The sequence below is a fragment of the Streptomyces aureus genome, from assembly GCF_000725495.1.
Classification (GTDB): Bacteria; Actinomycetota; Actinomycetes; order Streptomycetales; family Streptomycetaceae; genus Streptomyces; species Streptomyces aureus_B.
In genome coordinates this window covers 87,635-100,368 of the sequence record NZ_KL647041.1, presented here as the reverse complement: position 1 = coordinate 100,368, position 12,734 = coordinate 87,635, and the positions used below count along the sequence as shown (strand labels likewise).

Here is a 12,734-nt window from a genome sequence, read left to right as displayed (position 1 = left end):
CGGGACTCCCGTCCCGGCCCCCGCGGCCACCCGGCCGCCGGGCGCCACAGGGTTCGTTCGCACGGGACCCCGTCGTCGTACGACGACGGGGTCTTCGGCGTTCCTGCGACCCGGGCTCGCCACCCCTTCCCGTAGCGGGGCCTCCGTACCTCCCGTGGGAGGATCTCCAGCCCTCCCGTGGCGGGATCTGCATGCCTCTCGTGGCGGGGAGTCGGCAGCTCCGCGGCGGGGAGCCGGTGCCTCCGTGGCGTGTAGTCGTACCTCTCGTGGCCTGGAGTCGCGGGCCTCCCCAGGCCGCCGGCCTCGCCCCTCTTCCGGCCGGAGGCCTTCGGCGTCCCTCCGTCCGGGACAGCCCGTAGGGTGCCGTTCATGGCGAACACGGAGAACTCTCAGACCCCGGCCGGGGAGCGGACGACGGCCCTGGCCGAGATCGGCGTCATCGGCGGCTCGGGCTTCTACTCCTTCCTCGACGATGTGACCGAGCTGCGCGTCGACACCCCTTACGGACCCCCGAGCGACTCCCTGTTCCTCGGCGAGATCGCCGGCCGGCGGGTGGCCTTCCTGCCCCGCCACGGCCGCGGCCACCATCTGCCGCCGCACCGCATCAACTACCGGGCCAACCTGTGGGCGCTGCGCTCCGTGGGCGCCCGGCAGATCCTCGGCCCCTGCGCCGTGGGCGGACTGCGCCCCGAGTACGGGCCCGGGACCCTGCTCGTCCCGGACCAGTTCGTGGACCGTACGAAGTCGCGGTCGCAGTCCTACTTCGACGGGCTGCCGCTGGCCGACGGCACGGTGCCGAACGTGGTGCACGTGTCGCTGGCCGACCCCTACTGCCCCGTCGGCCGCGCGGCAGCGCTGGAGGCGGCGCGCGGACGGGACTGGGAGCCGGTGGACGGCGGCACGCTCGTGGTCATAGAGGGGCCGCGGTTCTCGACCCGGGCCGAATCGCTCTGGCACCAGGCGCAGGGCTGGTCGGTGGTCGGCATGACCGGACATCCCGAGGCCGCGCTCGCCCGCGAACTGGAGCTCTGCTACACGTCGTTGACGCTGGTCACCGACCTGGACGCGGGCGCGGAGAGCGGCGAGGGCGTCTCGCACGACGAGGTGCTGAAGGTGTTCGCGGCGAACGTGGACCGGTTGCGCGGGGTGCTCTTCGACGCGGTCGCGGGCCTGCCGTCGAACGCGTCGCGCGACTGCCTGTGCACGAGCGCGCTGGGCGGGATGGACCCGGGCTTCGAACTGCCGTGATGGGGTCTGCCCTACGTGGCGGGGTCCGCCGTCCGTGACGGGGTCCGCCGTACGTGACGGGGTCCGCCGTCCGTGACGGGGTCGGCCACCGGTGAGGGGCCTGTCGCTCGGTGAGGGGCCTGTCGCTTGGTAAGAGGCCTGGCGCTCGGTGAGAGGCCGCCCCTCGGCGAAGGGGTCGTCCCGGACTCCCCGTTCGGGTGAGGGAGTTGTCCACAATCCACGGGTGATCCACGGGCCCCTGCGGGCTTCGCCGCGAGACCTCATCGTGGGAGCGCAAGCCGGTCCCTCGTCGCAGGTGGTGGTCACCATGGCACAGCTCTCTCAGCACTTCCGCCCGCCGGGCGCGGACACTCCTCCCACGTGCGAGGTGCCGCAGTTCGCGCCCGTCCGGGTGCGGGGCGGGCGCGGGCGGCTGCCGTTCACTCGGCACAGGCGGCGGGCGGTCGCCGCCGGACTGGCGATGACGGCGGCCGCGCTGGTCGCGGCCGGACCGGGTGACGCCGGATCGGCGCGCGGACATCCGGCGGCCGGCCCCGCCACGGCCCCAGCGTCCGCCTCCACCCCGGCTTCCCCGCCGCCTCGCGGACCGGCCACGGCCAGGACCGGGGCCGGGACGGTGCGGGCGCCGGTCCGGATCGCGGACGGTGCCACGGTGGGCCTGCTGCGTCCCGGGGACCGGGTCGACGTGGTCGCGGCGGACGGCGGCGGCCCGGCGCGGCTGGTCGCGTCCGGCGCGCGGGTCACCGGGGTTCCGGACGTCGGCGTGACCGGCAGCGGGGCGCTGGTCGTCCTGTCCGTCCCGCGCGCCACGGCCGTGCGGCTGGCCGGCGCCGGCACCACGTCACGGCTGGCGGTGACGCTGCGATGAGGGCCGAAACCGTGGCAAGTCCCTCCTTCGAGCTACCCAGTTGGATCTGCTCGGCGCACGCTGCCGTAGGTTGCGGAGCTGTTTGTTCCACAACCTGCGCGGAGGGGCCTCCTAGTGAGCGACAACAACCAGCCCAGCATTTGGGAGGGCTTCAAGGCCTTCATCATGCGGGGCAACGTCATCGACCTGGCCGTCGCGGTCGTCATCGGTGCGGCCTTCACCAATATCGTCAACTCCGTGGTGAAGGGCATCATCAACCCGCTCGTCGGCGCTGTCGGCACGAAGAACCTCGACAGCTACAGCTCCTGCCTGGAGGCTCCCTGCACGGGCAGCGGGGCAAACGCCGAAGGCATCCGCCTCATGTGGGGCTCGGTGCTGGGTGCCACGCTCCAGTTCCTGATCACCGCCACCGTCGTCTACTTCCTGATGGTGCTGCCGATGGCCAAGTTCCTGGCCCGGCAGGCCGCCCGCCAGAAGGCGCGGGAGGGCACGAAGGAGGTCATCGAGGTGACCGAGCTGGAGGTGCTGAAGGAGATCCGCAACGAGCTGGTCGCCCAGCGCGGTCAGGGCCGGCGCGACTACTGAGGACGGATCCCCCGGCACACGCCCGGGAACACGGCGGGCGCCGGCCGCGGGAGACCCGGGGCCCGGCGTCCCGGCTTCGGGAATCACCGCGCCGGGACTCCCGGGACCTGGAATCACGGGGCCGGGGGTCGCAGAGCCGGGTGCCGGGCCGGGAGCCGCGGGGTCGGGCGCAGGGCCAGGAGCCGCGGGGTCGGGCTCAGAGCCGGGAGCCGTGGGGCCGGGCTCAGAGGTGGTGGGGTGGCTTCTCGTCGAGGAAGCGCTTCAGGTCCGCGGCACTGTCACCGGTGCTGTCGGCCCGCTCGCCCCACCCGCGATCCGTATCGTCCGAGGACTGCTGGTCCAGCGGATCGTCGAAGACCAGGGCCGGCTTCGGATCACGCGGTTCGGGGGCGGGGGCGGGACTCATGCTCCCAGCGTACGCCGGGCGGCTCCCCCTCGGCGCCGCCGCAGCGGGTGACGCCGGGCGCGAGAATTTCCGGGGCTTTTCTGCTGTGCTTGGCCCCATGACCTCCCGTTCCGCTCCGGAGTCCCCCTCGGCGCCACGGCCCGAGGGCCGCCGGACACTGCGCAGAATGACCGCCCGCGGCCGCGACGAGGCGCACCGCGTGGCGTCACCACTGGAGCTCCTGTTCGACCTGTGCTTCGTGGTGGCCATCGCCCAGGCGGGGGCCGAGCTGGTGCACGCCGTGGCCGCCGGTCACGCGGGGCAGGGCATCCTCAATTACGCGATGATCTTCTTCGCCATCTGGTGGGCGTGGATGAACTTCAGCTGGTTCGCCTCGGCCTACGACAACGACGACGTGCTCTACCGGGTCGTCACGCTGGTGCAGATCGCCGGCGTCCTGGTCCTCGCGGCCGGGGTGTCCAAGGCGTTCGAGAGCCATGACTTCCTGGTCGTCTGGCTGGGTTACGCGATCATGCGGTTCGCGATGATCGCCCAGTGGCTGCGGGTGGCCCGCTCCACCGAGGGCACCGAGAGAACGATGGCGCTGCGGTACGCGGGCGGCGTACTGCTGTGCCAGATCGCCTGGCTCGGCCTGCTGTTCGCGCCGGAGGCGGCCCGGCCCTGGGTCTTCCTGGCGGCGGCCGTCGCGGAGCTGTGCGTCCCGCTGTTCGCGGAGAAGGACTTCACCACGTCCTGGCATCCGCACCACATCTCCGAGCGGTACGGACTGTTCACGATCATCGTGCTGGGCGAGACGATCGCCGCCGCCACCGTCGCGGTGAAGTCCGCCGTCGACGAGCACGACGCGCTGAACGAACTGCTGCCCATCGCCGCCGGCGGGCTGCTGATCGTGTTCTCCGCCTGGTGGATCTACTTCGCGGTACCGATCCACGGCCATCTGCGGTCCAGCGGACAGGCCTTCCTGTGGGGGTACGGCCACTATCTGATCTTCTCGTCGGCCGCCGCGATCGGCGCGGGCCTGGAGGTCGCGGTGGAGCAGACGGTCGGCACGGCGCACATCTCGACGCTCTCGGCCTCCGCGGCGGTGACCCTGCCGACCGCTCTGTACCTCCTCGCCGTCTGGGCGTTGCACTCCCGGCATTTCAAGGTGGGCATCGGCCAGCAGATCGTCCTGCCGAGCGCCGCGCTGCTGGTCATCCTGTGCACCTTCCTGGGCGAGGGCGCGGTCCTCGCCGCCGGGATCGTCTCCGCGCTGGCCGTGGCGGCGGGGGTGGTGATGAAGTCCAGGGAACACTGGGCGTATGACAGTTGACGCTCTGACGGATGTAGCGGGTCTGCGGGTGGGGCACGCGACGCGCAGCGGGGACGGTTGGCTCACGGGCACCACGGTGGTGCTCGCTCCCGAGGGAGGCGTGATCGCCGCCGTGGACGTGCGCGGCGGCGGCCCCGGCACCAAGGAGACGGACGCCCTCGATCCGCGCAACCTCGTGCAGAAGGTCGAGGCGCTCGTTCTCACCGGCGGCAGCGCCTACGGGCTGGACGCGGCGTCGGGGGTGATGGCCTGGCTGGAGGAGCATGGACGCGGGGTGCGCGTGGGGCCGGATCCCACGCACGTCGTGCCCGTAGTCCCCGCCGCCTGTGTCTTCGATCTCGGGCGCGGCGGCGACTTCCGGGCGCGGCCGGACGCGTCCACCGGGAGGGCGGCCGTCGAGGCGGCCGACGCGAGCGTACCGGGAGCGCCGGTGTCCGAGGGCGGTGTGGGTGCCGGCACCGGGGCGGTGGCCGGGCAGCTGAAGGGCGGCGTCGGGACGGCGAGCACCGTGCTGGAATCCGGTGTCACGGTGGCCGCGCTGGTGGTGGCCAACGCGGTGGGTTCGGTGGTGGAGCCGGAAACGGGGGTGTTGTACGGGGAGTTGGTGCGGGGGCGCACGGCGGGACCGTCCGCCGCGGTGCGCGAGGCCGCCCGGCTGCGGCTGGCGGAGGCCGCCGCGAGGAACGCGCCGCCGCCGCTGAACACCACGCTCGCGGTCGTGGCCACCGATGCCGCCCTGACCCGGGCGCAGGCGCAGAAGCTCGCCGGGACGGCGCACGACGGCATCGCGCGAGCCGTGCGGCCGGTACATCTGCTGAACGACGGGGACACCGTGTTCGCGCTGGCCACGGGCGCACGGCAGCTCGACGCCGAGGCTCCGCCGGCGCTCAACGAGATCCTCGCTGCGGGCGCCGACCTGGTGACGCGCGCGATCGTGCGGGCGGTGCGGGCGGCGGAGCCGGTGACCGGCCCGGGCGGGACGTGGCCGTCGTACACGGAGCTGTACGGGGAGGGTGGGGTGGGCGGGGAGGGGGAGGGGGGAGGCCCCCCGGAGGCTTCGTAGCCGCCGGTCGCCGCCGCGGCAAGGGCGCTCCGCCGGACAAGGGGGCCCAACGGCCGGAACCTTTCGCGGGTCGGGTGCGTCACCGTAAGTGCCGTCTGACGAGGGCCTTTTGAGGTTGTCGTGGGCGGTGGGGGAGCGTGCCCCGCGGCCCGTCCGTTTTCCGTCCGCACGTTTTCTCGGTTCGAGGACATGATGTCCGACCGAGGGGCTACGGTATGCACCCACAAGGTGACATGCAGCAACGCCGGGAGAAACCTTGAGCGTTCCGTACGAGACAGCAGCGTACGAACCACCCGAGTCGCCCGAGTCTCCGGAGGAGCATCTCGCACGACTTCTGGGCCGCGCCCTGAACTCGTTCGAGCTGCCCGACGAGGCGATACGGCGGCTCGACTGCGCGTTGGCGCACGACAGTTCGCTGCACTCCGCGCACCACAGCGCGGGGCTGCACCGGGAGACGTACCGGCACACCTGGCTGCTCGCCGACGGTTCCGCGGTCACGCTATGGGAGCTGGTGCACAACACGGCGGCCGGCCGTGACGCGCAGCACGAGGTCTACGCCGACGAGGAGGAGTTGCGCGCGGCCACGGCCCGGCTTCCCCTGCCGCCGGACGCTCCGGACTTCGAGCTGCCGGTGTTCGTGCAGCTGTCGGCGATCCCCGAGCCGCGTCACACGTACCTGCCCGACGACTCCGCCGATCACGCGCGCCGGCTTCTGCGCCGTGCGGAGAACGCGGACCGGCCGGGTGCGGAGCTGACGTCGCTGCTGCTCCGGGAGGCGTTCGCGCACCAGATCACGCAGGCGTTCGGGCGTCCTTGCCGCGCGGGGCAGGCGGGGCTGTGCTTCTCGCTCTACGAGCACGCGTTCCTGCTGGGTGACGGGCAGGAGATCTCCTTGTGGGAGGTCGAGCACACGGCGACGCCGGACCGGCGGCACATGTGCGAGGTGTACGCGTCGGAGGACGCGGCCCGGGACGCGATGGAGCGCCGGGCGGCGCGGCTGGGCTGACGGCCCCTGAGCCTCCTCGAGCCCGAAGGGGCCCGGCACTCGAGGTGCCGGGCCCCTTCTGTTCGGACCTCCGCGTCCCGCGGGTGCGGGCGGACCGGTGGGGGGATCAGCCGACGAACTCCGGCTTCCGGTCCTGCTCCTCGCCCTCGTCTTCACCTTCGGCACGGCCTTCACCCTGGGCACGGCCTTCACTCTGGGCGCGGTCTTCACCCTCGGCGTGGTCCTCGCCCTGAACCCGCTCCGGGCCGTCGTCTCGTCGCCCGCGCCCTCCACGTGCTGGGCCGGCTTCTTGGGCAGGGCGAACATCAGCAGGAAGATGACGACCAGCACGGCGGCGACCCAGCCGAGCGCGTGCTGGAAGGCGTGCACGAAGGCCGGGCCGACCTGGTCCCGGGTCAGCCGGTCGCCGATCTCTCCGAAGAAGAGGACCGAGACCAGGCCGAGGCCGAGCGCGTTGCCCATCTGCTGCACGGTGTTGATCAGGCCCGAGGCCGAACCCGAGTGCTCGCGCGGGACCTCCGAGAGCACCGCGTCGGTCAGCGGGGCGACGATGAAGCCCATGCCGGCGCCCATGACCACCAGCGGGAGGGCCATCTGCCAGGAGTGGATGTGCATGCCGTAGCGGTCGGCCTCCCAGATGTAAATGAGCACGCCGAGCGCCAGGGTCAGGGCGCCCGCCTGGAGCACCTTGCGCCCGAAGCGCGGGACGAGCAGCTGCACGGACATGCCCGCGGCGGCCGAGACCGCGATCGAGAACGGCACTCCGGTCAGGCCCGCGTGCAGCGGGCGCCAGCCCAGTCCGATCTGCATGTACAGCGTCCAGACCAGGAAGAAGATGCCGAGCGCGACGCCGAAGACGGTCTGCACGGCGATGCCCGCCGCGAAGCTCTTGACCTTGAACAGCGACAGCTCGATCAGCGGCGAACCGTCCCGTGCCGTCTTCCGCTTCTCGTACGCCACCAGTGCCGCGAAGACGGCGAGGGAGCCGGCCATCGACAGGTAGCCCCACAGCGGCCAGCCCAGCTCGCGGCCGCGGGTCAGCGGGTAGAGGAGCATCAGCAGGCCGAGCGTGACGAGGGCGACGCCGACGAGGTCGAGCTTGAGGGCCCGCGGGGCCTTGGACTCGCTGATGAAGCGGCGGCCCAGGACCAGCGCGACCACGCCGACCGGCAGGTTGATGAGGAAGATCGGCCGCCATTCCAGACCGAACAGGTTCCACTCGGTGAGCAGCGCGCCGAGGAGGGGGCCCGAGACCGCGCCCAGTCCGACGATCGCGCCGAAGAGTCCGAAGACCTTGCCGCGCTCGTGGGCCGGGAAGGTCGCGTGGACGATCGACAGGACCTGCGGCACCATCATCGCGGCCATGGCGCCCTGGAGGATGCGCGAGGCGACGAGCATCTCCGGGTTCACGGCGAAGCCGCACAGCGCGGAGGCGACCGTGAAGCCGGCCACGCCGATGAGGAAGAGCCGCTTGCGGCCGTGGATGTCGCCGAGCCGGCCGCCGGTGACGAGTCCCGCGGCGAAGGCAAGCGCGTAGCCCGCGGTGATCCACTGGATCTGGCTGAACGTGGCGCCCGCGTCCCGCTCGATCGACGGGATCGCGATGTTGACGATCGTGACGTCGACCAGGTCCATGAAGGCCGCGGTCATCACGATGGCGAGGGCGAGCCAGCGCCGCCGGTCGGCCACGGCGCCGGGCGTCGGGCTGCCGGGTGCGGTGTCGCCGCCGAGAGCTGTTTCGGGGAGGTCGGTGGAGGTCATGCGACAAACCTAAGGGCCTATTAGGTCAGATCGTGTCCTAGTTCCCGGGCATCCTGGAGGACATGACGACGGATACTCCGGCTCGGCTTCTCCAGCTCCTCTCCCTCCTCCAGACGCCCCGCGAGTGGCCCGGCGGCGAGCTGTCCGAGCGGCTCGGGGTGTCCCGGCGCACGGTCCGCCGTGACATCGACCGGCTCCGCGAGCTGGGCTATCCGGTGCAGGCGACCAAGGGCGCGGACGGCGGCTACCGGCTGGTCGCGGGCACGGCGCTGCCCCCGCTCGTCCTCGACGACGAGGAGGCCGTGGCCATCGCGGTGGGTCTGCGGGCCGGCGCCGGGCACGCGGTCGCGGGCGTCGACGAGGCCTCGGTGCGGGCGCTCGCCAAGCTGGAGCAGGTGCTGCCGTCCCGGCTGCGCCACCGCGTGTCCACGCTCCAGGCCGCGACCACTCCGCTGACGAGCGGCGACGGGGCGAGCATCGCGCCGGAGACCCTGACCGTGATGGCGTCGAGCATCGCCGGGCGGGAGCGGCTGCGGTTCGCCTACCGTTCCGGGGACGGAACGCCGTCGCGGCGCCTGACGGAGCCGTACCGGCTGGTCTCCACGGGCCGCCGCTGGTATCTCGTCGCGTACGACCTCGACCGCGAGGACTGGCGGACGTTCCGGGTCGACCGGGTGGCCGAACCCTTCGCCACGGGGGCCCGGTTCGCGCACCGCGAGCTGCCGACCGGGAACGCCGCGGAATTCCTGCGGCAGTCGATGTACCGGCGGCAGGAGACCTATACGTACGACGTCACGTTCGCCGCCCCGGCCGCGTTCGTCGCGGCGCGTGTGCCCGCGTGGGTCGGCGCTCCCGAGCCGGTCGACGAGCACAGCTGCCGGCTACGGGCCTCCTCCGGTGACGCGGTGGACTGGCTGGCGATTCGGATCGCCATGGTCGGCTGCGACTTCACGGTGCACGAGCCGAGAGAACTTGTGGATTACGTAAGGGAGTTGGGTGCACGACTGAGTCGGGCGGGGGAGGTGCCGGAGACTGACGGCACCTGACGGTCCGCGCCGGTGCGCGCGACGGGGGTGGTGACACCCGGTGGACCGTCGACGACGGCAGGTTATGTCGCTGTGGCAGAATCTGCCGTCCGGGTCACCCCGGGGTTCAGGTCCGGGGTGGCCCGTCGGCCTGCCCGGAACCCACCACAGGCCAGTCGCCAGTCACCACCGGACACCGGCACCCAACACCCGCCCCTACACAGCAAAGGAGCCGAGCTTCGGCGCCGGGGGGGGAGGCGCCAAAGCTCGGCTCTGGAGGAGTCCCGGCGCGGGGGGGGTGTGCGTCGGGACTCGGTTCTCGGGGGCGGAGTGCTTCCGCCCGGTGATCACGCTGGGTGCCGCTGGGGACTTCCGCTCGCGTCTTCGACTCTGTGAGGACCCGAAGCGCGGGCCCTGAAGTCTTGTTCCCAGGGCCCGGCGGGTTGAAGCGGCCTTACATGGCCATGTCTGGTCGACTTGTGGCCATCGTGGCGGGCCGGGCCGTGCGGGGACAGGGCGGACGGGCTCCGTCGCCCGTCCGGCGAATCGACCCGTACGGCCCACTCGCCTCGCCCGTCCGGCCCACCCCACTGACCTCGGGCCTCACCCGTCCCGCCGTCCCCCATGAACACCCCCGCGCTCCGCCGCCGTTACGCGGCCGCGTCGAATCCGGTGTCGCGCGCCAGCTTCTTCAGCTCGAGCAGGGCGTGCTTCTCGATCTGGCGGATGCGCTCGCGGGTGAGCCCGTGCTCCTTGCCGACCTCCGTGAGCGTCCGCTCCCGGCCGTCGACGATGCCGTACCGCATCTTGATGATGGAGGCGGTGCGCTGGTCGAGGTGGCCGATCAGGTCGTCCAGTTCCTCGCTGCGCAGCAGGGTGAGGACCGACTGCTCGGGCGACACCGCGGAGGTGTCCTCCAGCAGGTCGCCGAACTGGGTCTCGCCCTCGTCGTCCACCGACATGTTCAGGGAGACCGGGTCGCGGGCCCAGTCCAGCACGTCGCCCACCCGCTCCGGCGTCGTGCCGAGCTCGGCGGCTATCTCCGCGTGCTCCGGCTCGCGTCCGTTCTCGCGGTTGAACTCCCGCTGCACACGGCGGATCCGGCCCAGTTCCTCGACCAGGTGGACGGGGAGGCGGATCGTGCGCGACTGGTCGGCGATGGAACGGGTGATGGCCTGCCGGATCCACCAGGTGGCGTACGTCGAGAACTTGAAGCCCTTGCGGTAGTCGAACTTCTCTACCGCGCGCACCAGACCGGCGTTCCCCTCCTGGATCAGGTCGAGCAGGGGCAGGCCGCTGCGCGGGTATCGGCGCGCCACGGCCACGACCAGCCTGAGGTTCGAGCGGATGAAGACGTCCTTCGCCCGCTCGCTGTCGGCGACCAGCGCCTCCAGTTCCTCGCGGGACGCGTCCGCCTTGGCCTCCGCCTCACCGTCGAGGATCTGCCGCGCGAACACACCCGCCTCGATGACCTGGGACAACTCGACTTCCTTGGCGGCGTCGAGCAGCGGTGTTCGCGCGATCTCGTCGAGGTACATGCCGACCAGGTCGCGGTCGGCGATTTCGCCGCCTCCGGCGCGAACACTGCGTGCCGCGTCGGCGGTCCCGCCGGTGGCGGACTGACGACGGGCGACGGCACGGGTTGCCATGCGTGCTCCCTTGCGTGGTGGGCTTGCGGGTGGTCCTGGACACCGGTTTTCACCCTTGCGGGTGCCCGGTATCTGCTGGAATCAACGACTGGAATCAGGACAGAATTCCCAACCCGCGCCTGGATTTTTCTGATCATGCAGTACCCTGTCGCACCACACGGGAGGGCTGATGCGGTCAGAACGTACAGATGTGCAGGTCAGGCCTGGAGTGGCGGCCGATCTCGATGCACTCACGGACCTCTACAACCACTACGTACGTGAGACGCCGATCACATTCGACACCGATGTGTTCACCTCCGGACAACGCCGTCCGTGGCTGCTCTCCCACCCTGAAGACGGACCGCACCGTCTGATGGTTGCCACGGACACGGATTCACAGGTGATTCTGGGGTACGCCACGTCCAGCGCCTTCCGGGCGAAGCCCGCCTACGCGACCTCCGTGGAGGTGACGGTCTACGTCGCTCCGGACGCGGGGCGACGGGGCATCGGCACACTCCTCTACGAAGCGCTGTTCTCGGCGCTCGCCGGCGAGGACCTGCACCGGGCCTACGCGGGCATCGCGCTGCCGAACGAGGGGTCGGTGCGCCTGCACGAACGCTTCGGGTTCCGGCACGTCGGCACCTACCGCGAGGTCGGCCGCAAGTTCGGCCGCTACTGGGACGTCGCCTGGTACGAGAAGGAACTCCCCCACTAGCGAACGCCCCCACCCGGGGCTCGCACGGGTCGGCACCGCGCACCCGAGAGCACCGCACACGCGGCCGGCACCGCGCGCACGACGACACCGCACACCGCACGGCACCCGCACGCGCGACGGCACCCCGCACGGGAACCGCCCCGCACGAGGTGCCGTCGGAAGCCGCTTCGCGAGCCGCCCCGGTTGGGGGGCGCCGCGCACTCAGCCGAACTGCACCGACCGCTTCGCCATCCCCAGCCAGAAGCCGTCGATGACGGACCGCTGCCCGTCCAGCTCGCCGGAGGCGTCCGCCGCGCCCATGGTCACGAACAGCGGGGCGAAGTGCTCGGTGCGCGGGTGGGCGAGCCGGCCTGCCGGGGACTTGCGCTCGAAGTCGAGCAGCGCGTCCACGTCACCCGCCTCCAGCGCGCGGTGCCCCCAGTCGTCGAACTCGCTCGACCAGGTGGGGACTCCCCCGCCGGTGTGCCGCAGGGCCGCGAGGTTGTGGGTGAAGAAGCCGGAACCGACGATCAGCACGCCGTCGTCGCGCAGCGGGGCCAGCTTCCGTCCGATCTCGAACAGCCGGACCGGGTCGAGCGTCGGCATGGAGATCTGGAGGACCGGGATGTCGGCCTCGGGGAACATCTCCTTGAGCGGGACGTACGCGCCGTGGTCGAGGCCGCGGTCCGGGATGTCCTGCACCGGCGTACCGGGCGCGCGCAGCAGCTTGCGTACGGACTCGGCGAGCTGCGGGGCTCCGGGGGCGGCGTAGGTCACCTGGTAGTAGTGCTCGGGGAAGCCCCAGAAGTCGTACACGAGCGGGATCGTCTCGGTCGCGCCGAGGGCCAGCGGGGCCTCCTCCCAGTGCGCGGAGACCATCAGGATCGCCTTGGGGCGGGGCAGGTCGGCGGACCAGGCGGCGAGCTGGCCCGGCCAGACGGGGTCGTCGGCGAGCGGCGGTGCACCGTGGCTGAGGTAGAGGGCGGGCATGCGCTCCGGCGCGGGGCGCTCCTCGGTGGCGGCGGACATGACGGCTCCCTCCGGAGATTTCCATCGTACGGCGGTGGTGTTTGACCTTTGAAGCAGTTGGACCAGTGAGCGGTGGACCAGTTGCTTAAAGTCTCAAGTTCTCTCAGGG

Annotated in this window: 11 protein-coding genes and 1 pseudogene; 8 read left to right on the top strand and 4 right to left on the bottom strand. The window is 71.8% G+C overall.

Annotation, left to right across the window (positions count from 1 at the left end; all coding sequences use genetic code 11):
- Positions 1-369: 369 nt before the first annotated feature.
- The 3 genes from IO36_RS40205 (at position 370) to mscL (ending at position 2,701) form a co-directional block, all read left to right on the top strand.
- Positions 370-1,248 (top strand): S-methyl-5'-thioadenosine phosphorylase, encoded by an 879-nt coding sequence (locus IO36_RS40205; protein ID WP_051901326.1) that lies wholly within the window; start codon positions 370-372, stop codon positions 1,246-1,248.
- 307 nt (positions 1,249-1,555) lie between these two features.
- The gene (locus IO36_RS47240; protein ID WP_037628295.1) at positions 1,556-2,116 is read left to right on the top strand and encodes a CpaB family protein; all 561 of its coding nucleotides are present in this window, start codon (positions 1,556-1,558) and stop codon (positions 2,114-2,116) included.
- A 114-nt stretch (positions 2,117-2,230) separates the two neighbouring features.
- Entirely contained in the window at positions 2,231-2,701 is a 471-nt protein-coding gene (gene mscL / locus IO36_RS40195; RefSeq protein WP_037628114.1) for a large conductance mechanosensitive channel protein MscL, read from the top strand.
- Positions 2,702-2,924: 223 nt separating this feature from the next.
- On the opposite strand, the gene IO36_RS40190 is transcribed toward mscL, so the two are convergent.
- The gene (locus IO36_RS40190; protein WP_037628113.1) at positions 2,925-3,107 is read right to left on the bottom strand and encodes a hypothetical protein; all 183 of its coding nucleotides are present in this window, start codon (positions 3,105-3,107) and stop codon (positions 2,925-2,927) included.
- A gap of 97 nt (positions 3,108-3,204) precedes the next feature.
- Here IO36_RS40190 and IO36_RS40185 point away from each other — a divergent pair, with 97 nt between their 5' ends.
- The 3 genes from IO36_RS40185 (at position 3,205) to IO36_RS48805 (ending at position 6,488) form a co-directional block, all read left to right on the top strand.
- Positions 3,205-4,419: a low temperature requirement protein A gene (locus IO36_RS40185; RefSeq protein ID WP_037628112.1), complete on the top strand. Its 1,215-nt coding sequence runs from the start codon at positions 3,205-3,207 to the stop codon at positions 4,417-4,419.
- Positions 4,409-5,482 (top strand): P1 family peptidase, encoded by a 1,074-nt coding sequence (locus tag IO36_RS40180; RefSeq protein WP_037628111.1) that lies wholly within the window; start codon positions 4,409-4,411, stop codon positions 5,480-5,482. The genes IO36_RS40185 and IO36_RS40180 overlap by 11 nt, the downstream gene beginning before the upstream one ends.
- Before the next feature lie 256 nt (positions 5,483-5,738).
- Positions 5,739-6,488 carry a DUF6227 family protein gene (locus tag IO36_RS48805; protein ID WP_078943769.1) on the top strand — a complete coding sequence of 250 codons (750 nt, stop codon included), beginning with the start codon at positions 5,739-5,741 and terminating at the stop codon, positions 6,486-6,488.
- A gap of 246 nt (positions 6,489-6,734) precedes the next feature.
- Here IO36_RS48805 and IO36_RS40175 read toward each other — a convergent pair.
- Positions 6,735-8,249: pseudogene (locus tag IO36_RS40175) on the bottom strand (MFS transporter); the annotation flags it as partial.
- A gap of 62 nt (positions 8,250-8,311) precedes the next feature.
- Here IO36_RS40175 and IO36_RS40170 point away from each other — a divergent pair.
- The gene (locus IO36_RS40170) at positions 8,312-9,295 is read left to right on the top strand and encodes a helix-turn-helix transcriptional regulator (protein ID WP_037628110.1); all 984 of its coding nucleotides are present in this window, start codon (positions 8,312-8,314) and stop codon (positions 9,293-9,295) included.
- A 629-nt stretch (positions 9,296-9,924) separates the two neighbouring features.
- On the opposite strand, the gene IO36_RS40165 is transcribed toward IO36_RS40170, so the two are convergent.
- Positions 9,925-10,923 carry a sigma-70 family RNA polymerase sigma factor gene (locus IO36_RS40165; RefSeq protein WP_037628109.1) on the bottom strand — a complete coding sequence of 333 codons (999 nt, stop codon included), beginning with the start codon at positions 10,921-10,923 and terminating at the stop codon, positions 9,925-9,927.
- Positions 10,924-11,092: 169 nt separating this feature from the next.
- Here IO36_RS40165 and IO36_RS40160 point away from each other — a divergent pair, with 169 nt between their 5' ends.
- Complete coding sequence (locus tag IO36_RS40160; RefSeq protein WP_037628108.1) at positions 11,093-11,617, top strand: GNAT family N-acetyltransferase; 525 nt, start codon at positions 11,093-11,095, stop codon at positions 11,615-11,617.
- Positions 11,618-11,818: 201 nt separating this feature from the next.
- Here IO36_RS40160 and IO36_RS40155 read toward each other — a convergent pair whose 3' ends face one another.
- On the bottom strand, positions 11,819-12,625 hold the full coding sequence (locus tag IO36_RS40155) for a dioxygenase family protein (RefSeq protein WP_037628107.1): 807 nt from the start codon (positions 12,623-12,625) through the stop codon (positions 11,819-11,821).
- Between the last annotated feature and the right edge of the window lie 109 nt (positions 12,626-12,734).

Excerpts from the sequence above, each read along its gene's own strand:
- IO36_RS40205 (WP_051901326.1), top strand. The coding sequence starts at position 370 with ATGGCGAACACGGAGAACTCTCAGACCCCGGCCGGGGAGCGGACGACG.
- IO36_RS47240 (WP_037628295.1), top strand. The coding sequence starts at position 1,556 with ATGGCACAGCTCTCTCAGCACTTCCGCCCGCCGGGCGCGGACACTCCT.
- IO36_RS40190 (WP_037628113.1), bottom strand. The coding sequence starts at position 3,107 with ATGAGTCCCGCCCCCGCCCCCGAACCGCGTGATCCGAAGCCGGCCCTG.
- IO36_RS40185 (WP_037628112.1), top strand. The coding sequence starts at position 3,205 with ATGACCTCCCGTTCCGCTCCGGAGTCCCCCTCGGCGCCACGGCCCGAG.
- IO36_RS40180 (WP_037628111.1), top strand. The coding sequence starts at position 4,409 with ATGACAGTTGACGCTCTGACGGATGTAGCGGGTCTGCGGGTGGGGCAC.
- IO36_RS40170 (WP_037628110.1), top strand. The coding sequence starts at position 8,312 with ATGACGACGGATACTCCGGCTCGGCTTCTCCAGCTCCTCTCCCTCCTC.
- IO36_RS40165 (WP_037628109.1), bottom strand. The coding sequence starts at position 10,923 with ATGGCAACCCGTGCCGTCGCCCGTCGTCAGTCCGCCACCGGCGGGACC.
- IO36_RS40160 (WP_037628108.1), top strand. The coding sequence starts at position 11,093 with ATGCGGTCAGAACGTACAGATGTGCAGGTCAGGCCTGGAGTGGCGGCC.
- IO36_RS40155 (WP_037628107.1), bottom strand. The coding sequence starts at position 12,625 with ATGTCCGCCGCCACCGAGGAGCGCCCCGCGCCGGAGCGCATGCCCGCC.